Origin of the sequence: Amaricoccus solimangrovi, from assembly GCF_006385685.1 — a bacterium.
GTDB classification, from domain to species: Bacteria; Pseudomonadota; Alphaproteobacteria; order Rhodobacterales; family Rhodobacteraceae; genus Amaricoccus; species Amaricoccus solimangrovi.
The window spans coordinates 1-20,692 of record NZ_VFRP01000002.1; the positions used below are offsets into that span (position 1 = coordinate 1).

Here is a 20,692-nt window from a genome sequence, read left to right on the forward strand (position 1 = left end):
CTCGGTTGCCTCCATCGGGAAGCTCGCGGCTGACCTTGGGGTTTCCCCTGAGGACGCCTCGGCCCGTGTGTCCCAGGCAATCGAGGGAATGCGGGCCGCCGCCGCCGAAGCCTGCGGCATGACCGACCCCGCCGAGCAGCGGGCCTATGACGCATGGCTGAACGCTGACCCGCAGCGCCTCTCAGCGGCCCGTCAGGCGGCCCGAGCGATTGCCCGGGGGGAAGGAGTAGCCAAGGCGAGGAAGCTCGTCAGCGACTGGCGCACAGCGCATTCCGCCGATGGCGGGCGTAGCGCCTCTGCGAAGGTGGCGCTGAGGAAGCCCGGAAGGTTTCGCTGATCGACACGGCGGGGACAGGAACACTTGTCCCCGTTGTCCCGGCTCCACCTCCTCGTCTTGTCCCCAATTTGTCCCCGCAGGTTCGGGGGAGGGCGAGGAGGCTGCTAAGTCTTTGATTTTTTGGTACCAGCGCCCCGGCTTGAACGGGGGACCTCCTGATCCACAATCAGGCGCTCTAACCAACTGAGCTACGCCGGCACCGTGAGGCGAGCAGTTACAGCGGGGCTCGGGGGAATGCAAGGGGCTCGCGACACTTTCGCGCACCCTTGCGGCGGCGCGCGCGCGGACCCAGAATGGCGCCCCTGGACATGAAGCGGCGGGCGGCGGGAGGGCCGGAGAGAGATGGGCATCGACAGCGAGAGCGACGTGGCGGCGAACCTGCAGATCGGGCCGACCAGCCTCGGCATGGTCCGGCTCTACATCGCCACCGAGACGGTCGAGCTGCCGCTCGATTTCGATCCCGACGAGGCGGAGGAGATCGCCGAGGAGCTGCGCGCCTCCGCGGCCAGGGCGCGGGCGATGAAGGGCGCGGCCGGGAAGGAGAAGGGCGGCAAGCGCCGCTGAGGCTCAGGCGAGATCGGGGCGGGGCGGCGCGCCGGCCGGCCCGGGATCGAGGAGCGCGCCGAGCCGGCCGGCCGCGACCCGGCCGAAGCGCTGGATCAGCGCCCGGCGCCGCGCGCCCGCGAGCGGGCGGGTCTCCGGCCAGCGCTGGATCTCGGCGTCGAAGGCGTCGGCCACGATCAGCCCGGCCTCGGCGGGCAGGATCTCGGACGGGAAGTCGAGGTCCACCGCCCAGAAGAAACGGTCGCACCACTCGAGATAGCCGGTCCACTTGCGATCGGAGGTGAAGTCGGCCCGGCTCGACTTGCACTCGACGATCCAGATCTCGCCCCGCGGTCCGAGGCCCATCACGTCGACGCGGAGCCCCGGCGCCGGGATGAACTCGACGAGGCTCGCGAAATCGAGCCCGCGCAGATGGCGGCAGACCCCGCGCGCGAGGCGCTGGCCGGGCATGGCGGGCAGGCTCTCCCCGGGACGGTCGGCGGCGGTCATGGCGGCGAGACTGGCGCGCGCCCGCGCCCGGGTCAACCGCGCGGCCCCGTTGCGACCTTTGGGGGCTTGAGGCGCGCTCACGCGACGGTTACAGATCATGGCAGCCGTAGCACCGACGTGACCGGAACCGTCGGGCTGACAGGAGGAATTTCATGGCAGACGCCGCCGTCCACAGCCACGCCGATCACCCGAGGCCGGGGTTCTTCACCCGTTGGTTCATGTCCACGAATCACAAGGACATCGGGATCCTTTACCTCGTGACCGCGGCGATCGTCGGCCTCGTCTCGGTCGCCTTCACGATGTACATGCGGCTCGAGCTCATGGAGCCGGGCGTGCAGTTCATGAATCTCGACGGCGTGCCGAACGGGCATATCTGGAACGTGCTCGTGACCGGTCACGGCATCCTGATGATGTTCTTCGTCGTCATCCCGGCGCTCTTCGGCGGGTTCGGCAACTACTTCATGCCGCTCATGATCGGCGCGCCCGACATGGCCTTCCCGCGGATGAACAACCTCAGCTACTGGCTCTACGTGGCCGGCACCTCGCTCGCGGTCGTGTCGCTCTTCACGCCGGGCGGCGACGGGCTCAACGGCGCGGGCGTGGGCTGGGTGCTCTATCCGCCGCTCTCGACGCATGAATCCGGCATGTCGATGGATCTCGCGATCTTCGCGGTGCACCTCTCGGGCGCCTCGTCGATCCTCGGCGCGATCAACATCATCACCACATTCCTCAACATGCGCGCCCCGGGCATGACGCTGCACAAGGTGCCGCTCTTCCCGTGGTCGGTGGTCGTGACCGCCTTCATGATCCTGCTCGCGCTCCCGGTGCTCGCCGGCGCGATCACGATGCTGCTGACCGACCGCAACTTCGGCACGACCTTCTTCGCCCCCGACGGCGGCGGCGACCCGATCCTCTACCAGCACATCCTGTGGTTCTTCGGCCATCCGGAGGTCTACATCATCATCGTGCCGGGCTTCGGGATCATCTCCCACGTGATCTCGACCTTCGCGCGGAAGCCGATCTTCGGCTACCTGCCGATGGTCTATGCGATGATCGCGATCGGCGCGCTCGGCTTCGTCGTCTGGGCGCACCACATGTACACCGTCGGCCTGTCGCCGACGCAGCAGAGCTACTTCATGCTCGCCACCATGGTGATCGCGGTGCCGACCGGCATCAAGATCTTCTCCTGGATCGCGACGATGTGGGGCGGCTCGATCGAGTTCCGGACGCCGATGCTCTGGGCGATGGGCTTCCTGTTCCTCTTCACCGTGGGCGGCGTCACCGGCGTGGTGCTCTCGCAGGCGGCGATCGACCGGGCCTATCACGACACCTACTACGTGGTGGCGCATTTCCACTACGTGATGAGCCTCGGCGCGGTCTTCTGCATCTTCGCCGGCATCTACTACTGGATCGGCAAGATGACCGGCCGGCAGTATCCGGAATGGGCGGGCAAGGTCCACTTCTGGCTGATGTTCATCGGCGCCAACCTGACCTTCTTCCCGCAGCACTTCCTGGGGCGCCAGGGCATGCCGCGGCGCTACATGGACTATCCCGAGCAGTTCGCGCAGTGGAACTTCGTCTCCTCGATCGGCGCCTTCATCTCCGGGATCTCGTTCCTGTTCTTCTTCGGCGTGATCTACTACACGCTGCGTCACGGCGCGCGGGTGACCGATCCGGCCTACTGGGGGCCGCAGCCGGATGCGACGCTCGAATGGACGCTGTCGAACCCGCCGCCGGAGCACACGTTCGAAACCCTGCCGACGCCCGAGATGTGGGATCACCGCGCCCATTGAGGCGCGGCGGCCCCCGCGCGGGGGGCGGTGAAAAAAGGTCGGTGACATGGCCGATACGACGGGGGCGGGCGGTTCGACGCGCGCCCCCGATCCGTTCGCGCGCAAGGATCCGCCGCTGCTCGACCTCACGCTCTGGCCGAACCGCTCGCTCAGCCGGCGCGGCTTCGCCTGGGTGCTCGGCATCGTCGCCGTCGGGCTCGCGGCGCCGATCGTCCCGCTGCTCGGCACCCGCCTCGCGCTCGGCGTGATCCCGTTCTCGCTCGCCGCGTTCGCGGCGCTCTATTTCGCGATCCGGCGCAGCTACGCCGACGGACGGCTGACCGAGCGGATCCGGGTCTGGCCCGATCTCGTCGCCGTGGAGCGGCGGGAGCCGCGCGGCGGGATACGGCGCTGGCAGGCCAATCCGCACTGGGTCCGGCTCGCGCTCCGCGACGACGGGCCGGTGGAACGCTATCTCACCCTTTCCGGCGGCGGGCGGGAGATAGAGCTCGGCGCCTTCCTGAGCCCGGAGGAGCGCGAGAGCCTGCATGCCGAGCTGGCCCGCGTCCTCGCCCGCGCGCGGGCCGCCGATTTTCGCTGACGCGGCCCCGGCCGCCGGCCTATAAACCGGGGCACGGAGCGGCTCCCGCGCTCCCCGCGACCCGAAGGAGGAATTTCCCGTGATGTCCCGTCTCGCCCTCGTCCCCATGCTGCTCCTCTGCGCGGCGCTGCCCGTTCGGGCGGACGAATTCACCGATACGCTCGAGAGCGCGCTCAAGGCCTACAGGGAAGGCGACGTGAAGGCGGCGGACGAGGATCTCTCCTATGCGACGAAGCTCCTCGGGAGCCAGAAGGCCGAGGCGCTGGCGAAGTTCCTGCCGCCCGCGCCGGCCGGCTGGACCCGCGAGGACCAGGCGCCGGAGGACGAGGGCGTCGGCATGGCGATGCTCGGCGGCGGCACCACGGTCTCGGCCTCCTATGCCAACGGAGGCGCGGAGGCGCAGATCACGCTGCTCGCCGACTCGCCGATGGTGACGAGCCTCGGCGCGATGATGGGCGGGCTCGCCCAGCTCACCGGCGCGAAGCCGATGCGGATCAAGCGCGTCGAATTCAGCGAGACCGACGGCGAGCTTCGCGGCCTCGTCAACAACCGCGTGCTCGTCAGCGTCTCCGGCGACGCCTCGGCCGAGGAGAAGAAGACCCTGCTCGAGGCGATGGATTTCGAGGGGCTCGGCGACTACTGAGGCCCGCCCGCTCGGCCCCGGTCAGCCCGGAGGCAGCAGCGTGTCGAGCAGGACGAGCCAGGCCGAGGCGGTGAAGATGGTGAGGAGCGTGGCGAGCAGCACCGTGCTCGCCGCCTCGGCCTGACCGCGGCGGTAGAGGCTCGCGAAGAGGAAGGCGTTGACGCCGGGTGCCATCGAGGCGGTCACCACGCAGGCGCGCACGAAATCGGGCGGCAGGTCGAAGACGTAATGCGAGAGGGTGAGCGCGATCAGCGGGTGCAGGATCAGCGACAGGCCCGAGATCGTCCCGGCCTCGCCGAGCGAGGCGCGCAGATGGTAGCGCGACAGCACGCCGCCGAGGCCGAAGAGCGCGACCGGCAGCGCCGAGCGCGCGATCATCTCGACCGAGCTTCGCAGCGCCTCGGGATAGGGCAGATGACCGATGTTGACGAGGAAGCCGAGCCCGAGCCCGATCATCAGCGCGTTGCGGAACATCGCGCGGCCGATCGCGCGCGCGGTCGCGGCGAGGCTCTGGCCATCGGCGCGGGCCATCTCCATCGTGGTGATGCCGACGAGATAGCAGATCGGCGCGTGGACCGAGATGATGGCGAAATTCGGCCCCAGCGGCCCCTCGCCATAGGCGCGGCTGAGGATCGGCAGGCCGAGCAGCACCGAATTCGAGAAGAGCGCGCCGAAGGCGATGGCGACGGCTTCCCCCGGCCGGCGGCGGAAGACGCGCCGCATCAGGACGACGCCGATCGCGAAACTGGTGATCGCGCCGGTGTAGAAGGAGAGCAGCAGCTTCGGGTCGAAGGCCGCGCCGAGGTCGAGATCGACGATCGCGGTGAAGAGCACGCAGGGCACGCCGACGAGCTGGGTGAAGACCATGAGCCCGTCGACCGCCGGCGCGGGAAAGAGCCGTGTCCGGGCGGCGGCGAAACCCGCGCCCATCACGATGAAGACCGGCAGGACGACGTTGAGGATGGTGGCGATCAAGGCGCCAGGTCCAGCACCATACCGTCATGGGCGGGGGTGACGCCCGGCGGCACTTCCGCGGCCAGTGTCGCGTAGTCGAGGTCGATATGCATGTTGGTGAGCACCGCCGCCCTCGGCCGCGCGCGCTCGATCCACTGAAGCGTGCGTTCGAGATGCGCGTGGGTCGGATGCGGCGTGTAGCGCAGCGCGTCGATCACCAGCATGTCGAGCCCGGCGAGCGCGGGCCAAGTCTCCTCCGGGATCTCCGAGACGTCGGGCAGATAGGCGAAATGGCCGATCCGGAAGCCGAGCGCGTCGATCCGGCCGTGCCGGACCGTGAAGGGCCGGAACTCGATCGGCCCGCCGGCGCCGTCGACGGTGAAGGCGCCCTCGATCCGCCGCAGGTCGAGGATCGGCGGATAGAGGCTGCCCGGCGGCTGGACGAAGGCGTAGCCGAAGCGGGTCAGCAGCGACTCCGAGGTCGGCTGGTCCGCCCAGACAGGCAGGCGCGACTGCCGGTTGAAGACGATCATCCGCAGGTCGTCGATTCCGTGCACGTGGTCGGCATGCGGATGGGTATAGGCGACGGCGTCGAGCAGCCCCACGCCCGCGTCGAGCAACTGCGCGCGCAGATCGGGCGAGGTGTCGATGAGCACGCGCGTCGCCGCCTCGCCGTCCATCCGTTCGACGAGGATCGAGCAGCGGCGGCGGCGGTTCCGCGGCTCCTTCGGGTCGCAGGCGCCCCAGAGCTCGCCGAGGCGCGGCACGCCGCCCGAGGAGCCGCAGCCGAGGATCGTGACCCGAAGCCGCGCCATCAGCCGGCCGCCCGGGTGAAGAGCCGGTCGAAATTGGCCGAGGTGAGCGCGGCGACCTCGTCCGGCTCCATCCCCAGCACCGGCGCCATCGCCCGCGCCGTCTCCGCGACGAAGGCGGGCTCGTTGCGCTTGCCGCGATGGGGCAAGGGCGCGAGATAGGGGCTGTCGGTCTCCACCAGCAGCCGGTCGCGCGGCGCGGCGGCGAAGATCTCGCGGAGCGCCTTCGCGCTCCGGAAGGTCGCGATGCCGGAGATCGAGAGATAGAAGCCGAGGCCGAGCGCGGTCTCCGCCAGCGCCGCGCCGGAGGTGAAGCAGTGCATCACGCAGGGGAAGGCGCCGGCGGCGTGTTCCTCGCTCAGGATCCGGGCCATGTCCGCGTCCGCGTCGCGGGAATGGATGATGAGCGGCAGGCCCGTCCGGCGCGACGCCTCGATATGGATCCGCAGGCTCTCGTCCTGAACGCCCGCGCTCTCGGCGGTGTAGTGGTAGTCGAGCCCGGTCTCGCCGACGCCGACGAATTTCGGATGCGCCGCGAGCGCCACCAGCGCCTCGACCATCGCGAGCGGCTCCTCATGCGCGTGCATCGGATGCGTGCCGGCGGCGTAGAAGACGCCCTCATGCGCCTCGGCGATCGCGCGCACCGAAGGCTCGCTCCGCAGCCGCGTGCAGATCGTGACCATCCGCGTCACCCCCGCCGCCCTCGCCCGCGCGACGACCGCGTCGAGTTCCGCGACCAGATCGGGGAAATCGAGATGGCAATGGCTGTCGACGAGGGAGGCGGGCATGGACATGAGCGACTTCTGAACAGGGCGCGGGCGCGCGCGATACCGGGGACTCAGTGCGCCGGAACCCGGGCCTCCGTCGCCGCCGTGTCGATACGCAGGCAGGTATCAAGGATCACCTGCGCCGGGTCAAGATGCACGGCGCGCGCATGGGCGGCGCGGGCGAGGAGTTCGGCGGCGGTCGCGGCCCAGAGCCGGGCGGGGCCGGGGCCGGGCGCGAGCCGTTCCCAGACCGCGGCCTCGGTCTCCGAGACCGGCGCGACCGCGCCGCCCGCGCCCGCGAGCGCGAGCCGCGACAGTGCGAGGCCGATGAGGTCGAGCACCATCCGGTAGCGCTCGCCCGCGTCGCGCGCGGCGCAGCTTTCCGCGAGCGCGCCGAGCCGCCGCCGGTCCATGCCGGGCGCGCGGGCGAGCAGCGCGAGAAGCTCGGCGTAGACCGCGAGCCCGTCACCCGCGATCAGCCCGGCCGCCGCGCCGACCGAGCCCCCCGCGAGCGCGCCGAGCGCGGCGGCCTCCCCGGGCGGCGGCGCGAGCCCGGCCTCCGCGAGCGCGCGAGAGAGATCCTCGGCGCCGAGCGGCGCGCAGCGCAGCACGCGGCAGCGGCTCCGGATCGTCGGCGGCAGCAGGCCCGGCTGATGGCAGACGAGCAGCAGCGCGGAGCGTTCGGGCGGCTCCTCCAGCACCTTCAGGAGCGCGTTCGCGGCGCCGGTATTCATCTCGTCGGCCGCGTCCACGATCGCGACGCGCCAACCGCCCTCGGCGGCGGACATCTGGAAGAAGGCCTTGAGCGCGCGGACCTCGTCGACGGTGATCTGGGCGCGGAGCCGCTTCGCCTTCTCGTCCCAGGGGCGGCGGCAGAGAAAGAGCCGGGGCGCGGCGAGCGCGGCGACCTGGCGGAAGACCGGATGGGCGGGATCCATGTCGAGCGTCCCGTCCTCCGGGACCGCGCCCCCCGCGATCAGGGTCCGCGCGATCCGCCAGGCGAGCGTCGCCTTGCCGATGCCCCGCGGCCCGGTGATCATCCAGCCATGCGGCGGGCGCCCGGAGCGCAGCGCCTCGACGAAACGCGCCTCCGCCTCCGTCTGGCCATGAAGCCGCGCGGTCATCCTCGGATGCGGCGCGCCCTCCAGCCGGTCGGATTCCGCCTCGCTCATCCGACGATCTCCGCGATGCGGGCGGCGACGCGGGGCGGGGCCTCCCCGGCCGGCACGACGTGGCAGCGCGCCGGGAATTCCGCCGCGAGCCCGAGGAAGGCGGCGCGGAGCCGGACCTGGAATTCCGGGCCGAACCGCTCGAACCGGTCCTCCGCGCCGCCGCGCGCGCGCTCGCGCGCCACCGCCTCGCCGGGATCGAGGTCGAGGATCAGCGTCAGATCCGCCTCGCGCCGGATCATCCGGTCGTGCAGCGCGTCGACGGTCGAGCGCAGATCGGCGCGGGCGACGCCCTGATAGGCGCGGGTCGAATCGACATAGCGGTCGCAGAGCACCGTCTCGCCCCGGCCGAGCGCGGGCGCGATCACCCGCTCGAGATGGTCGCGCCGCGCGGCGGTGAAGAGCAGGATCTCGGTCTCGGGCGACCAGCGTCCCGGCGCGCCCTCGACGAGCAGCCGGCGGATCTCCTCGGCGCCGGGCGCGCCGCCGGGCTCGCGGGTCTCGACCACGGCCTCGCCCCGCTCGCGCAGCCGCGCGGCGAGGGCGCGGATCTGGGTCGTCTTGCCCGATCCGTCGATCCCCTCGAAAGTGATGAACCGTCCGCCTGCCATGCTCCGCCGCGCTCCCGCCCCGGGGCGGCCTCAGGGCGGCGCCTAGTCGCCGCTCCGGTGCGGCAACATCCCCATCGCGCGGTCCCGCGTCAACCGGGCGGCGGCCCCGATCCGCGTCATCAGCCCGCCGCGGGCGACATCCGCGCCGGCGACGAGGTCGAATCGCGCCGTTTCGCGGCCCGGCACGGCGACGAGGAGCGTCGCGACCTTGCTCCCCTTCGCGACCGGCGCCTCGACGGGGCCGTCGTAGACCACCTTCGCCGTCATCGCCGCGCGGTCGGCGCGGGGCACGAGCAGCGAGATGTCGCGCGGGGCCACGACCGGCACCGTCGCGGCGTCGCCGAGCCAGACCGGGATCTCCGTCACCGCGTCGCCGGCGGAGAAGTATCTCACCGTGTCGAAGGCGCCGAAGGCCCAGCGCACCAGGGCCGAGGTCTCGCTCGCCCGCGCGGCCATGCTGTCGAGCCCCGACATCATGAAGACGATGCGCTGCCCGTCCCGGACCGCGGAGCCGACGAGGCCGAAACCCGCCTCGCTGGTATGGCCGGTCTTCAGCCCGTCCGCGCCGATCCCCATGGTGAGCAGCGGGTTGCGGTTCGGCTGGGTGATGCCGTTCCAGGTGAATTCGGTCTCGGAGAAGAAGCGGTAGTATTCGGGAAATTCGTGGATCAGCAGCCGGGCGAGGGCGACCAGATCCGCGCCGCTGATCACATGGCCCTCGGCCGGCCAGCCGGAGGCGTTCTTCATCTCGACCGAGGAGAGGCCGAGGTCATGCGCGCGCCGCGTCATCTGCGCGGCGAATTCCTCCTCGCTCCCCGCGAGCCCCTCGGCGACCACGACGCAGGCGTCGTTGCCCGACTGCACGATGATGCCCTGGATCAGCGCCTTGACGGGAACCTGCTCGCCGATCTCGACGAACATGCGCGAGCCGCCCATCGCATGGGCGCGGGCGCTGACCGGAAAGGTCGTCTCCATCGTGACCCGCCCGTCGCGGAGCGCCTCGAAGAGCATGTAGACGGTCATGAGCTTCGACATCGAGGCCGGGGGCTCCGGTGTCTCGGCGTTCTTCGAGAGCAGCACGGCGCCGGTCGCGTCGTCGACGACGACGGCGGTCCGCGCGCCGGTCTCGTAGGCGAAACCGGCCGCGGGGGGCAGCAGGAGGCCGATGAGGAGCGTCAGCGCGAGCGTCTTCAGCGGCATGTGCGGTTTCTCCCGGTCTGGCCAGCCCGCCCGTTCCGGACGGCGGCCCGGGCCCGGGAAGGTTAGAAGATGCGCCGGGGCCTGTCAAAAACGCACACGCTATGCGTGCGGGGCACCGCCCGATACTGGCAGCCGCGCAACACCGGGCGGTGGAAGGTGGCCCTCCGGGCGGGCGGCGCCGCGTCGGGCGTTCCGCCGGTGGCCGGTCTCGCGCGCGCGGCGCGTGGCGGGCGCCGGGCCTCTGGCGGGCGGCGCCGGCGCGGGGATCAGGGCGCCACGAGGACCGGCTCGCGCCGCAGCGCGGTGACGCGCAGCCGCGCCGGCTCCGCGCCGATCCCGAGCAGCGCGGCGGCGGCGTTCGAGATCCGCGCCTCGCCGGCGGGCACGGACCCGCGGAAGAGGGCCACGTCGACGGTCGCGCCTGTGGCGAGGTTGACGAGCCGCGCCCGCTCCGCGCGCCGCAGGTCCGGGACGGTCGCCCAGAGGCCCTGGGTGCCCTTGGGACGATCGCGGCGGCCGAGCAGGTCCCTCTGGTAGATCCCGGGCGCGAGCGCGTCGTCGAAGGAGAGGGCGAAGGCCTCGGCCCCCGCCGCCCCGGGGGCGGGGGCGGTGGCGGCTCCGGCCCGCTCGAATCCGCCGCCCCGCGCCGGCCCGGCCCGGAGTCCGCCCTGATCGGCCCGGGGCGCGGCCGCGCATCCCGCGAGAAGCGCGAGCGCGATGCCGCGGAACCATGCCTTCGCCGCGCGAGCCATCCCTTGCCCTCCCCGCGGCGCGCCCCCGGCGGAGGCGGCGCGCCGGCCGTTGATCCCGCCGCTGATTTAGTCCCCGGCGGCCGCGAGGGAAACCCCGCCGCGCGGATCCGGCCGCTGGACGCCGCCACGCGCCCCGGCTAAGACGGGCGTCCGGAAGCGTGGCAGAGTGGTCGATTGCACCGGTCTTGAAAACCGGCGACGGGCAACCGTTCGTGAGTTCGAATCTCACCGCTTCCGCCAGCCCGATCGATTCGCTTCGGTAGCCTCCCGGGCCGCGCCCTGAGGATCGCGCGCCGGCGAGGCCGTGTCCGGCCCCGCGCGCGTCCCGCGAGCAACGTCCCCCTTGCCCTGCGCGCCGGAGCCGGGTTCCTTCATCGGCATGGCGGCGGGGGCCGATGGGGGCGCCTTGAGTCCGCCGCTCCGACGGAGAGAGCGATGAGCGATTATGCGATGGTGGTGACCGAGCCGGGCGGGCCGGAGAAGTTCGAGCGCCGCGCGATCGAGACGCCGAGGCCCGGGCCCGGCGAGGTCCTGGTGCGCCAGACCGCCGTCGGCCTCAATTTCCTCGACGTCTATCACCGGGGCGGGCTCTACCCCTGGGCGGTCGAGCGCGACCTGATCCCCGGCTCCGAGGGCGCGGGCGTGGTCGAGGCGATCGGGCACGGGGTGGGCGAGGTGGAGCCCGGGCAGCGCGTCGCCTATACCCATCCGCTCGGCGCCTATGCGAGCGCGCGCGTCATTCCGGCGAACCGGCTGGTGCCGATTCCCGAGGGCGTGAGCGACGAGCAGGCGGCGAGCCTGATGCTGAAGGGGCTGACGGCGCATTACCTGATCTTCTCGACCTTCCGGGTGGAGAAGGGGATGAGCGTGCTCGTGCAGGCGGCGGCGGGCGGGGTCGGGCTCATCCTCGGCCAGTGGCTCGGGGCCCGCGGCGTGGCGGCGATCGGCACCGCGGGCGGGCCGGAGAAGGTGGCGCTCGCGCTGGCGCATGGCTACGCGCATGTGATCGACTACCGCGCCGGGGATTTCATGCCGAAGGTGCGCGAACTGACCCGCGGCCTCGGCGTGCACGTGGTCTATGACGGGGTGGGGCGCGACACCTGGCGGGGCTCGCTCGCCTGTCTCCGGACGCGGGGGACCTTCGTGAACTTCGGCCAGTCCTCGGGGATGATCGAGGGTTTCGCGCTCTCCGATCTCGCCCGGGGATCGCTCAGCGCCTGCCGGCCGGTGCTGTTCCACTACATCGCCGAGCCCGCGGAGCTGCGCGCCCGGGCGGCGGATCTCTTCGCCGCGGTCGCCGCGGGCGAGATCACCGCCGGGGTGCGCCACCGGCTGCCGCTCTCGGAGGTGGCCGCCGCGCATCGCGCGCTCGAGGCGCGCGAGACGGCGGGGGCGACGGTGCTGATCGTCGACTGACCGCGCGCCACCGCCGGGGGTGCTACCGCCCCTCCAGCCGCCAGGCCGCGAAGACGAGTCCCGCCGAGAGCAGCAGCATCGCCCAGCCCGGTGCCAGTTCCACCTGGCGGATGTCGCGCAGCTGATAGGCCCGCCGGTCGGCGAGGCCGATCCAGCCGCGCCCGTCCGCCACGCGCCCCTCGCGCACCATCCGCGTCCGGGGCAGCCCGTCCTCGAGCCGCTTGACGCCGCCCCGCGTCCCGGAGGCGAGCGGGCCGAGGATGTCGCCGGTCGAGACCGGATCGCGGAACTCGCTCGGCGCGGCGGGGCCGACGACGGCGGTGGTCGCGAGATCGCCGTTCGCCAGCCGCCAGGCGCCGTTCTCGGCGTTCTCGATCCGCCCCTGCCAGCGGCCCGGCGTGACTTCGGTCATCGGGACGGCGCTCTCGACGCCGGAAGGGCTCGTCGCGATCACCTCCGGGATCGTGTCGCCGAGCGTGCGCCGGGTCACGATCACCGCGCCCTCGTCGCCGCTGCCGAGCAGCACCTCCTCCTCGAGTTCCGGCTCCTTCATCAGCCAGTGCGCGAGCCGGCGCAGCAGTTCCATCTGCGGCCCGCCGCCCTCGTAGCCCCGGCTCCAGAGCCAGGCCTCGTCCGAGGTCAGCACGGCGACCCGGCCCTCGCCCTCGCGCTGGAGCACGAGGAGCGGCGTGTTCTCCGGCCCTTCCATGATCACCGGGCCCCTCGCCTTCACCTCGACCGCGCGGAACCAGCGGCCCCAGCCCGGCGTCCCGTCGGGAGCGGCGGGATGGGGCGCGTGGTCCCCGAGCCCCGCGGTGACCGGGTGCCGCTCGCCGACGAGCGGGATCCGGGGCGTGAAGCCGCCGTCGATCACCCGCCCCGTGGGCTCGACCGGCAGCACGTCGCGCAGCGGCGAGCGGTAGAGGCTTTCCGCGCCCGCGAAATCCGCGCCGCTCGCGATCAGGAGCGCGCCGCCGTCGCGGACGTAGCGCACGATGTTGTCGAAATAGGTGTTGGGCAGGATCCCACGGCGCTTGTAGCGGTCGAAGATGATCAGGTCGAATTCGTCGACCTTCTCCATGAAGAGTTCCTGCGTCGGGAAGGCGATCAGCGAGAGTTCGAAGACCGGTACGAAATCCTGCTTGTCGGGCGGGCGCAGGATCGTGAAATGCACCAGGTCGACCGAGGCGTCGGATTTCAGCAGGTTCCGCCAGGTGCGTTCCCCGGGATAGGGCTCGCCCGAGACGAGGAGGACGCGCAGCCGGTCGCGGACGCCGTTGATCGAGACGATGCGGGAATTGTTGCGGTCGGTGAGTTCGCCCGCGCGCGCCGGGGTCGCGACGCGGAGCGTGTTGAGGCCGCCGCGCTTCAGCGTCACCGGCAGCGTCACGCTCTGATTGAGCGGCACCTGGAAGTCCCGGGGCGCGTCGCCGTCGAGCGCGAGCGAGAGCGTCGCGGTCCCGCCCTCCGCCGGGGCGGCGCCGAGATCCTCGACGCGGAGCGTCAGGCTCACCGCCTCGTCGACGATGGCGAAGGCGGGCGCGGTCTCGACCACCACCCGGCGGTCCCAGTCCGTCGCGTGGCCGGTCAGCAGCACCTGGACCGGCGCGGGGAAGGCGGTCAGCGCCTCGGGATCGTGGATCTGGCCGTCGGTGACGAGGATCGCGCCGGCGATCCGGTCGGCGGGCAGTTCGGCCATCGCGTCGCCGAGCGCGGTCAGGAGCTTCGTGCCGTCCGCGCCCTTGTCGGTCACACGGATCTCGCGCACCTCGAGCGGGCGGGTCTCGTCGAGACGGCGCAGCTCCTCCCTCAGCCCGTCGAGCGCGGCGGAAAGCTGTTCGCGGCGGTCGTCGAGCGCGTTGCTCGCGCTGTCGTCGAGCACGACGAGCGCGATGTTGGGCACCGGCGTCCGGTCCTCGCGCCGGAGCGACGGGCCAGCGAGCGCGAAGAGGAGCACCAGCGCGGCGAGCGCGCGCAGCCACCAGCCGACGAGGCCGCGCCAGAGCGCGAGCGCCAGCGCGAGCAGGGCCAGCGCCGCGAGCGCCAGCAGGACCGGCGGGGGCAGCGTGGGGTCGAAACTCACCGCCTCGAACATCTACTGCCCCAGCCGGTCGAGCAGGGCCGGAACATGGACCTGATCGGATTTGTAATTGCCGGTCATGACATACATGACGAGATTGATCCCGAATCTGAGCGCCATCTCGCGCTGCCTCTCGCCCGCGACGCCGCGGCCTACCGGAAACATCGCCGAGCCGTCGGGCCGGATCGCCCAGGCCGCGGCCCAGTCGTTGCCGCCGATCACCACCGGCGTCACGCCGTCGTTGAGGTTGCGGAACGGCATGCCCTCGACCTGTTCCGCCTCGGGCGAGGACTCGACCCAGACCGGATTGTTGGCCCAGCGGCCCGGGAAGTCCCGCAGGAGGTAGAAGGTGCGCGTCAGCACGTGGTCCTCGGGCATCGGTTCGAGCGGCGGGATGTCGAGCCGGGTCGCGATGCGCCGGAGCACCCGGCCGTTCGGCGTCGTGGCGCCCATCGAGGCGCCGAGATCGGCGTCGCGCGTGTCGAAGAGGATCATGCCGCCGAAGCGGAGATAATCGTTGAGGCGCGAATAGGCGGCGTCCGAGAGGCTGGGCTGGCCCTCGGTGATCGGCCAGTAGAGCAGCGGGTACATCGCGATCTCGTCGGCCTCGAGATCGACGCCGACCGGCTCCGCCGGCTCGATCGCGGTGCGCTCGTAGAGCGCCTCGCTGATGCCGCGCAGCCCCGCCGCGCTGATCTCGTCGACGCGGCCGTCGCCGGAGCGGACATAGGCCAGCACCGTTTCGGTCGCCGCGTAGCGCGCCTTGTCGTCCGCGCTCGCGCCCGGTCCGGGCGCCGGGCGCGGGCCGAAGCCCGGATCGCGGTAGCCCCCGCCATAGCCGTCGCCGTAGCCCGGGGCGCCGTAACCCTGCGCCCGCTCGATCCGGTCCGGCCGGCCGGGATAGGCAGGGATCCCGCCCTCGGCCCGCGCGCCCTGGCCGGGGAGCGTGAGCGCGGCGGCGAGCAGCGCGGCCGCGGCCGCCGCCCCGCCCCGCGCGCGGAGCCGGCCGAGCCGTCCGGAGACGCGCAGCGTCGCGAGCACGTCGAGCGTGAGCAGCAGGAGCGCGGCGGCGAGGAGCCAGGGGCCGAGGCGGATCTCCGGCGGCTGCGCGATCGTCTCGATCCGGATGCCCGCCGGCAGCCCGGTGAGCGGCGCGAGCCTGTCGCCCGCGCGCATCACGTTGACCGCCACCCGCCGGTCGGCGCTCGCATAGATCCCGGGGGGCATCGCGCGGCTGGGGCGCTCGGCGATCAGCCGCTCTCCGGGAACGCCGGCGACGAGGCTCGGCGGCTCCAGGTCGCCGAAGCCGTTCAGCACCTGCGACGGGGTCCAGACCGAGCCCGCCACCGCCTCGGCCGAGGTGGCGAGGCCGCCCGCGCTTTGCGTCAGCCGCTCCAGCATGCGCACGAAGAGGCCGGAGAGCGGCAGGTTGGACCAGTCGGCGTTGGCGGTGACGTGGAAGAGCACGACGCGGCCGTCGCCGAGCGCGTGGCCGGTGACGAGCGGCGTGCCGTCCTCCAGCGTCGCCAGCACCCGGTTGGGCAGGTCCGGATCGGGCTGGGCCATCACCTGCGACGAGATCCGCACCTCGTCGGGCACGGGGAGGCCCGCGAAGGGGCTCGCCTCCGGGAAGGGGCGGAGCCTGCGCGGCGCGCCCCAGGACATCGCGCCGCCGACCGAGCGCCCGCCGGCGCGCAGCCGGACCGGCAGCAGCGGATCCTCCTCCGCCTGGCCGACGCCCGATTGCGCGAGCCGGGGACCGGCGAAGCGGATGAGCAGGCCGCCGCGCTTCACCCAGTCGCCGAGCTCCTGTTCCTCCGCCGGATTGAGCGCGCCGACATCGGCGAGGATCAGCACGTCGGGCGCGGCGTTCAGCGTCTCGGCGAGCGGCGCCTCGATCACCTCGGCGAAGGGGCTGAGCGCCTGGCGCAGGTAGTGGAGCGGATCGGCGAGATCCTGCGCCTCGCCGGGCGCGGCGCCCGACATCAGCCCGACCTTGCGCCGGCGCACGGAATCGTCGGCGAGCGCGACGCCCGCCGCCGAGCGCCGCTCGGTCAGTGCGATCCGGGCGACGCGGTTGCGCAGTTCCGCCGGCAGGTCGAGCGCGATCTCCGCGGTATCCGCGCCCTCCGCGAAGGCGCCCGATCCGGTGCCGAGCGTGCGCTCGACCCCGTTCGGATCGGGTCCGATCGCGGCCACCCCGACCGGCCGCGCCGCGCCCGCGCCGGCGCGGAGCGCGGTGACGGTGAGCGCGCCGGCTTCGAGCCGGGGCGGGGTCAGGGCCAGCGCCGCGTCGGGCGGCGCCACCATCGTCACCGCCCCGTGGCGGATGAGCGCGGCGCCGAGCGCCGCCTCGGCGCCGTCGGAGACGCCATCGGTGATCCACAAGGTCTCGAAATCCCCCTCCGCCGCGCGGAACCACTCCGCCCAGGCGTTCCTGTCCGGCCCCCAGCCCCGCGGTGCGAACCCGGCGAGCCGCTCGGTCCAGTCGCCGGCGGCGCGGAAGGGCGGCGTCTCGCCCGGCGGCACCGGCTGCGCCATCGAGAGGACCGCGGCCGGCCGCCCGGCCCGCGCCGCCTCATCGAGCGCGGCGCCCGCGCGCGCCATCCGCCCCGCCCAGTCCGGCGCGTCGCCCCATCCGCCGTCGAAGAGCACGACGAGCGGCCCCTCGCCCGCCCGCGGCCGCGGGTTCAGCACCGGCCCCGCGAAGGCGAGGATCGCGGCGGCGAGGGCGAGCATGCGCAGCGCGAGCAGCCACCAGGGCGTGCGCTCCGGCATCTTCTCGGGATCCTCGAGCCCGAGAAGCAGCCTGACGCCCGGGAAGGCGCGCCGGCCCGGCGCGGGCGGCACGGCCCGGAGCAGCCACCAGAGGACCGGCAGCGCGAGGAGCCCGGCGAGAAGCCAGGGCGCGGCGAAGGCGAGCGATCCGATCATCTTCCGCTCAGATCCTTTCTCCGACCGCCATGTAGAGCCAGAGCAGCGCGGTGCGCGGCGGCTGGCTGGTCAGATGCCGCAGCACGCGCCAGCCGAGGCCGCGGGCCAGATCGTCGATCCGCGCCCGCTGCTCGGCCAGGCGCCGGACATAGGCCTCGCGCAGCGCGCGGGCGCGCTGGGTCTCGAATTCGGTCTCGCCGCCCATGCTCTCGAAGACGACGCGGCCGTCGAAGGGGAAGGTCTCCTCGGTCTCGTCCAGCACCTGGACGAAACAGCCGCGCACGCCCTGGTCGGCGGCGTGGCCGAGCGCGGGCAGGTAGGCGTCGAGATCCCCGAGGAAATCGGAGAAGAAGATCGCGCGGCCGCCCCGCGGCAGCCGGTCGGGGGGCGGGGCGCCGTAATCGGGCCGGTCCTCGCGCTCCGCGCCGGCGAGGGCGAGCGCCATCTTGTTGAGTTGGGTCCGCCCGCCGCGCGGCTGCTGCGCCGCCGTGCCCATCAGCGCCACCCGCTCGCCGCCCGAGATGAGCAGCACCGAGAGCGCCAGCGCGAGCAGCCGCCCGCGCTCCGCCTTGGAGCGCGCCAGCGCGTCGTCCGAGCCGCGGTAGTCCATCGAGAGCGCGTCGTCGACCCAGAAGGAGACGGTCTGCGCCGCCTCCCATTCCATCTCGCGGATGAACTGCTGGTCCGAACGGCCGGAGCGGCGCCAGTCGACCATCGAGCGCGCGTCGCCCGGCACCGCCTGCCGGTACTGCCAGAAATTCTCGCCATGCCCCGCGCGCCGGCGCCCGTGCACGCCCATCGCCACCGTCGCGGCCAGCACCTCCGCCTCCGCGAGGAGCGGCGGCAGCGCGCCCGCCACCTTCTCCGCGTCGCGCCGCAGGCCGACCGGACCCTGCGGCTTCATCCTCCCCCGGAGGAGGGGCTGGCTCACGCCGCCGCCTCCATCCGCGTCACGTCGGCGACGAGCCGGGCGATGAGTTCGTCGAGCGTGCGGCCCTCCGCGCGCGCCGCGAAGCCGAGCGCCATCCGGTGGATGAGCACCGGCCGCGCGAGCGCCGCGACGTCGGCGAGGTCGGGCACGAGCCGGCCCTGGAGCAGCGCGCGGGCGCGGACCGCGAGCATCAGCGCCTGGGCCGCGCGGGGGCCGGGGCCCCAGCTCACCTGGCTCGTCACCAGCGGATGCGCGTCCGCCGTGCCGGGCCGCGCCGCGCGCACGAGATCGAGCACCCGGTCCACCACCGCGTCCCCGACCGGCAGCCGGCGCACCAGCCGCTGCGCGGCGATGAGCGAGGGCGCGTCGAAGACCGGCTCGGCCGTCGCATCGTCGATCCCGGTCGTGGCGAGGATCACGCGGCGTTCCGCCTCGCGGTCCGGATAGTCGAGATCGACCTGGAGCAGGAAGCGGTCGAGCTGCGCCTCGGGCAGCGGATAGGTGCCCTCCTGCTCGATCGGGTTCTGCGTCGCGAGCACGTGGAAGGGCGCGGGCAGGCCGCGCCGCTGTCCGGCGACCGAGACCTCCTTCTCCTGCATCGCCTGCAGGAGCGCGGATTGCGTGCGCGGGCTCGCGCGGTTGATCTCGTCGCCCATCAGCAGCTGGCAGAAGATCGGCCCGTCGATGAAGCGGAACGCGCGGGTACCGTCGGCGCCGGTCTCCAGCACCTCGGCGCCGAGGATGTCGGCGGGCATCAGGTCGGGGGTGAACTGGATGCGGTGCGCGTCGAGCCCGAGCACGATGCCGAGCGTCTCGACGAGCCGGGTCTTGGCGAGGCCCGGAACCCCCACGAGCAGCGCGTGGCCGCCGCAGAGGATCGCGATCAGCACCTGCTCGACGGCGGCGTCCTGACCGATGATTCGGCGCCCCACCATCTCCCGGGCGCGGGCGAGCCGCGGCCCCACCGCCTCGATTTCGGCGACAAGGCCATCCGGGTCACTCATGTCAGCACTCATTGCTCCGCCTTTCCGCGCGAAAAGCCGCGCACCGGTGTTGTCCGCCTCTCCCCCCGGTTCTATTGTCCGTTCGACGGACCCAAGCGATCCGGCCGCGGCCGGACAATCACACTCTGAACGAGAATATCGTCACTCGCCACCGCGACAATGGTCAATCAGGATCACAAACCGGACAAGGCGCCGAGCGCCGACACGATCGCCACCGCCGCCCGCGCGGCGGGCCGGAAGGGCCTGCCGCCGGTGCATCTGTGGAACCCGCCCTTCTGCGGCGATCTCGACATGCGGATCGCGCGCGATGGCACGTGGTTCTACCTCGGCACGCCGATCGGTCGGCCGGCGCTGGTCCGGCTGTTCTCGATCATCCTGAAGCGGGAAGGGGATCGCTACTATCTCGTGACGCCGGTCGAGAAGGTCGGCATCACCGTCGACGACGCGCCCTTCCTCGCGGTCGATTTCACCGCCCTCGGCGCGGGCGAGGGACAGACGCTGACCTTCACCACGCTGACGGGCGACGAGACGACGGCCGGGCCGGACCGGCCGATCCGGCTCAGCCGCGATCCCGGGACGGGCGAGCCCGCGCCCTATGTGCTGGTCCGCTCGAACCTCGAGGCGCTGATCGACCGCAAGAGCTTCTACCGGCTGGTGGATCTCTGCGTCGAGGAAACGGTCGAGGGCGTCGCGCAGTTCGGCCTCTGGTCCGGCGGCGCCTTCTTCCCGTTCCAGCCCGCCGGGGATCTCGATCTCTCCGAAGCCTCCCCGGCGGGGGCCTCGCGCGGCTAGTCCGCCTTCAGGTCGCGCTGGTAGATCCAGTCGAAATCCGGGTGGTTCGCGAAGCGCCACTTGCGGAGCGGGCCGGCCATCACGTTGAGATAGTACATGTCGAAGCCGTAGGGCGCGCCGCAGGGGTGGTGGCCCTTCGGCACCAGCACCACGTCGTGATCGGCCACCGCCATCGTCTCGTCGAGCGAGCCGTCCTCGGTGAAGACCCGCTGCAGCCCGAAACCCGCCGCCGGGTTCAGCCGGTGATAGTAGGTCTCCTCGAGATAGGTCATGCGCGGGAAATCGTCCTCGTCATGCCGGTGCGGCGGGTAGGAGGACCAGTTGCCCTGCGGCGTGAAGACCTCGGTCACCAGCAGGCTGTCCGCGAAATCCTGGTTCTCCATCGCGATCGAGAAGACATGCCGCGTGTTCGCGCCCTTGCCGCGGGTCGCGGCGTCCACGTCCCCCGGGCCGATCACCCGGGCCGCGTGGCCGCCCTTGCCCGGCGCGGCGCAGACCGCGAGGGTGCAATCGGTGGTGGCGGTGGCGGACCACGCGGCGCCGTTCGGGACGTAGACGCTCCAGGGCGGGGTGCGCTCCCAGACCGAGAGGCGCTCGCCGAGTTCGCCGAAATCCTCGTCGCCCGCGCCGATCCTCGCCTTGCCCTCGACGAGCACGAGGATCACCTCGGTCCCGCCGGTCTGCTCGGCCACGGTCTCGCCCGGGGCGAGGCGGTAGAGGCCGAAGCCGACATGGCCCCAGCCGGCGGTCTCGGGCGTGATATCATGGACCTTGCCGGTGGTGCCGGAAGGTTTGCGCAGCAGTCTGGAAGTCATCGGAACGATCCCTGTCCATGAAGGTGGACGAACCGCGCGGGCGCCCGCG

At 72.6% G+C, this 20,692-nt stretch carries 20 protein-coding genes and 2 tRNA genes; 8 read left to right on the plus strand and 14 right to left on the minus strand.

Annotation, left to right across the window (positions count from 1 at the left end; all coding sequences use genetic code 11):
* A partial coding sequence (locus FJM51_RS24085) for a hypothetical protein (protein WP_210240193.1) occupies positions 1 to 337 on the plus strand: 337 nt, incomplete at its 5' end.
* 121 nt (positions 338 to 458) lie between these two features.
* Here FJM51_RS24085 and FJM51_RS02480 read toward each other — a convergent pair.
* Positions 459 to 535, minus strand: a tRNA-His gene (locus tag FJM51_RS02480).
* Positions 536 to 679: 144 nt separating this feature from the next.
* Between FJM51_RS02480 and FJM51_RS02485 the strand changes: the two genes are divergently transcribed.
* Entirely contained in the window at positions 680 to 901 is a 222-nt protein-coding gene (locus FJM51_RS02485) for a DUF6324 family protein (protein WP_140452538.1), read from the plus strand.
* Between the two features lie 3 nt (positions 902 to 904).
* On the opposite strand, the gene FJM51_RS02490 is transcribed toward FJM51_RS02485, so the two are convergent.
* Entirely contained in the window at positions 905 to 1,351 is a 447-nt protein-coding gene (locus tag FJM51_RS02490) for an MmcB family DNA repair protein (protein WP_233712951.1), read from the minus strand.
* 191 nt (positions 1,352 to 1,542) lie between these two features.
* On the opposite strand from FJM51_RS02490, the gene ctaD reads away from it, so the two are divergent.
* The 3 genes from ctaD (at position 1,543) to FJM51_RS02505 (ending at position 4,406) form a co-directional block, all read left to right on the plus strand.
* Positions 1,543 to 3,183: a cytochrome c oxidase subunit I gene (ctaD, locus tag FJM51_RS02495; protein ID WP_140452539.1), complete on the plus strand. Its 1,641-nt coding sequence runs from the start codon at positions 1,543 to 1,545 to the stop codon at positions 3,181 to 3,183.
* A 46-nt stretch (positions 3,184 to 3,229) separates the two neighbouring features.
* The gene (locus FJM51_RS02500) at positions 3,230 to 3,763 is read left to right on the plus strand and encodes a DUF2244 domain-containing protein (RefSeq protein ID WP_140452540.1); all 534 of its coding nucleotides are present in this window, start codon (positions 3,230 to 3,232) and stop codon (positions 3,761 to 3,763) included.
* 82 nt (positions 3,764 to 3,845) lie between these two features.
* On the plus strand, positions 3,846 to 4,406 hold the full coding sequence (locus FJM51_RS02505) for a hypothetical protein (protein ID WP_140452541.1): 561 nt from the start codon (positions 3,846 to 3,848) through the stop codon (positions 4,404 to 4,406).
* Between the two features lie 21 nt (positions 4,407 to 4,427).
* On the opposite strand, the gene FJM51_RS02510 is transcribed toward FJM51_RS02505, so the two are convergent.
* The 7 genes from FJM51_RS02510 to FJM51_RS23635 form a co-directional block, all read right to left on the minus strand.
* Positions 4,428 to 5,381, minus strand: a complete 954-nt coding sequence (locus tag FJM51_RS02510) for an AEC family transporter (RefSeq protein WP_306419407.1) — start codon at positions 5,379 to 5,381, stop codon at positions 4,428 to 4,430.
* Positions 5,378 to 6,175 carry an MBL fold metallo-hydrolase gene (locus FJM51_RS02515; protein ID WP_140452542.1) on the minus strand — a complete coding sequence of 266 codons (798 nt, stop codon included), beginning with the start codon at positions 6,173 to 6,175 and terminating at the stop codon, positions 5,378 to 5,380. Before FJM51_RS02515 ends, FJM51_RS02510 begins: the two co-directional genes overlap by 4 nt.
* Positions 6,175 to 6,966, minus strand: a complete 792-nt coding sequence (locus FJM51_RS02520; protein WP_140452543.1) for a TatD family hydrolase — start codon at positions 6,964 to 6,966, stop codon at positions 6,175 to 6,177. The genes FJM51_RS02515 and FJM51_RS02520 overlap by 1 nt, the downstream gene beginning before the upstream one ends.
* Before the next feature lie 44 nt (positions 6,967 to 7,010).
* On the minus strand, positions 7,011 to 8,111 hold the full coding sequence (locus tag FJM51_RS02525) for a DNA polymerase III subunit delta' (RefSeq protein ID WP_140452544.1): 1,101 nt from the start codon (positions 8,109 to 8,111) through the stop codon (positions 7,011 to 7,013).
* On the minus strand, positions 8,108 to 8,719 hold the full coding sequence (tmk, locus tag FJM51_RS02530; RefSeq protein ID WP_140452545.1) for a dTMP kinase: 612 nt from the start codon (positions 8,717 to 8,719) through the stop codon (positions 8,108 to 8,110). Before tmk ends, FJM51_RS02525 begins: the two co-directional genes overlap by 4 nt.
* A gap of 42 nt (positions 8,720 to 8,761) precedes the next feature.
* Positions 8,762 to 9,919 carry a D-alanyl-D-alanine carboxypeptidase family protein gene (locus FJM51_RS02535; protein WP_140452546.1) on the minus strand — a complete coding sequence of 386 codons (1,158 nt, stop codon included), beginning with the start codon at positions 9,917 to 9,919 and terminating at the stop codon, positions 8,762 to 8,764.
* 266 nt (positions 9,920 to 10,185) lie between these two features.
* Positions 10,186 to 10,671, minus strand: coding sequence for a hypothetical protein (locus FJM51_RS23635; RefSeq protein ID WP_181164417.1), 486 nt, complete (start codon positions 10,669 to 10,671; stop codon positions 10,186 to 10,188).
* Positions 10,672 to 10,823: 152 nt separating this feature from the next.
* Here FJM51_RS23635 and FJM51_RS02545 point away from each other — a divergent pair.
* A tRNA-Ser gene (locus tag FJM51_RS02545) sits at positions 10,824 to 10,911 on the plus strand.
* Positions 10,912 to 11,106: 195 nt separating this feature from the next.
* Positions 11,107 to 12,087 carry a quinone oxidoreductase family protein gene (locus tag FJM51_RS02550; protein WP_140452548.1) on the plus strand — a complete coding sequence of 327 codons (981 nt, stop codon included), beginning with the start codon at positions 11,107 to 11,109 and terminating at the stop codon, positions 12,085 to 12,087.
* 22 nt (positions 12,088 to 12,109) lie between these two features.
* Here FJM51_RS02550 and FJM51_RS02555 read toward each other — a convergent pair whose 3' ends face one another.
* The 4 genes from FJM51_RS02555 to FJM51_RS02570 are packed head-to-tail and all read right to left on the minus strand — an operon-like array spanning position 12,110 to position 19,036.
* Positions 12,110 to 14,182 (minus strand): hypothetical protein, encoded by a 2,073-nt coding sequence (locus FJM51_RS02555; RefSeq protein WP_140452549.1) that lies wholly within the window; start codon positions 14,180 to 14,182, stop codon positions 12,110 to 12,112.
* Entirely contained in the window at positions 14,183 to 17,101 is a 2,919-nt protein-coding gene (locus tag FJM51_RS02560) for a DUF4159 domain-containing protein (RefSeq protein ID WP_140452550.1), read from the minus strand.
* 7 nt (positions 17,102 to 17,108) lie between these two features.
* Positions 17,109 to 18,005: a DUF58 domain-containing protein gene (locus FJM51_RS02565; protein WP_140452914.1), complete on the minus strand. Its 897-nt coding sequence runs from the start codon at positions 18,003 to 18,005 to the stop codon at positions 17,109 to 17,111.
* Between the two features lie 23 nt (positions 18,006 to 18,028).
* On the minus strand, positions 18,029 to 19,036 hold the full coding sequence (locus FJM51_RS02570) for an AAA family ATPase (protein WP_140452551.1): 1,008 nt from the start codon (positions 19,034 to 19,036) through the stop codon (positions 18,029 to 18,031).
* Between the two features lie 159 nt (positions 19,037 to 19,195).
* Here FJM51_RS02570 and FJM51_RS02575 point away from each other — a divergent pair, with 159 nt between their 5' ends.
* Positions 19,196 to 19,828, plus strand: coding sequence for a DUF1285 domain-containing protein (locus tag FJM51_RS02575; protein ID WP_140452552.1), 633 nt, complete (start codon positions 19,196 to 19,198; stop codon positions 19,826 to 19,828).
* Here the strand turns inward: FJM51_RS02575 and iolB are convergent.
* Positions 19,825 to 20,643, minus strand: a complete 819-nt coding sequence (gene iolB / locus FJM51_RS02580) for a 5-deoxy-glucuronate isomerase (protein WP_140452553.1) — start codon at positions 20,641 to 20,643, stop codon at positions 19,825 to 19,827. The two genes, FJM51_RS02575 and iolB, sit on opposite strands and share 4 nt — an antisense overlap.
* Positions 20,644 to 20,692 lie beyond the last annotated feature (49 nt).

Excerpts from the sequence above, each read along its gene's own strand:
- FJM51_RS02570 (WP_140452551.1), bottom strand. The coding sequence starts at position 19,036 with ATGAGTGACCCGGATGGCCTTGTCGCCGAAATCGAGGCGGTGGGGCCG.
- FJM51_RS02520 (WP_140452543.1), bottom strand. The coding sequence starts at position 6,966 with ATGTCCATGCCCGCCTCCCTCGTCGACAGCCATTGCCATCTCGATTTC.
- ctaD (WP_140452539.1), top strand. The coding sequence starts at position 1,543 with ATGGCAGACGCCGCCGTCCACAGCCACGCCGATCACCCGAGGCCGGGG.
- FJM51_RS02575 (WP_140452552.1), top strand. The coding sequence starts at position 19,196 with ATGGTCAATCAGGATCACAAACCGGACAAGGCGCCGAGCGCCGACACG.
- FJM51_RS02505 (WP_140452541.1), top strand. The coding sequence starts at position 3,846 with ATGTCCCGTCTCGCCCTCGTCCCCATGCTGCTCCTCTGCGCGGCGCTG.
- FJM51_RS02565 (WP_140452914.1), bottom strand. The coding sequence starts at position 18,005 with ATGAAGCCGCAGGGTCCGGTCGGCCTGCGGCGCGACGCGGAGAAGGTG.
- FJM51_RS02500 (WP_140452540.1), top strand. The coding sequence starts at position 3,230 with ATGGCCGATACGACGGGGGCGGGCGGTTCGACGCGCGCCCCCGATCCG.
- FJM51_RS02515 (WP_140452542.1), bottom strand. The coding sequence starts at position 6,175 with ATGGCGCGGCTTCGGGTCACGATCCTCGGCTGCGGCTCCTCGGGCGGC.
- iolB (WP_140452553.1), bottom strand. The coding sequence starts at position 20,643 with ATGACTTCCAGACTGCTGCGCAAACCTTCCGGCACCACCGGCAAGGTC.
- FJM51_RS02535 (WP_140452546.1), bottom strand. The coding sequence starts at position 9,919 with ATGCCGCTGAAGACGCTCGCGCTGACGCTCCTCATCGGCCTCCTGCTG.
- FJM51_RS02490 (WP_233712951.1), bottom strand. The coding sequence starts at position 1,351 with ATGCCCGGCCAGCGCCTCGCGCGCGGGGTCTGCCGCCATCTGCGCGGG.
- FJM51_RS02525 (WP_140452544.1), bottom strand. The coding sequence starts at position 8,111 with ATGAGCGAGGCGGAATCCGACCGGCTGGAGGGCGCGCCGCATCCGAGG.
- FJM51_RS02485 (WP_140452538.1), top strand. The coding sequence starts at position 680 with ATGGGCATCGACAGCGAGAGCGACGTGGCGGCGAACCTGCAGATCGGG.
- tmk (WP_140452545.1), bottom strand. The coding sequence starts at position 8,719 with ATGGCAGGCGGACGGTTCATCACTTTCGAGGGGATCGACGGATCGGGC.
- FJM51_RS02560 (WP_140452550.1), bottom strand. The coding sequence starts at position 17,101 with ATGATCGGATCGCTCGCCTTCGCCGCGCCCTGGCTTCTCGCCGGGCTC.
- FJM51_RS23635 (WP_181164417.1), bottom strand. The coding sequence starts at position 10,671 with ATGGCTCGCGCGGCGAAGGCATGGTTCCGCGGCATCGCGCTCGCGCTT.
- FJM51_RS02550 (WP_140452548.1), top strand. The coding sequence starts at position 11,107 with ATGAGCGATTATGCGATGGTGGTGACCGAGCCGGGCGGGCCGGAGAAG.
- FJM51_RS02555 (WP_140452549.1), bottom strand. The coding sequence starts at position 14,182 with ATGTTCGAGGCGGTGAGTTTCGACCCCACGCTGCCCCCGCCGGTCCTG.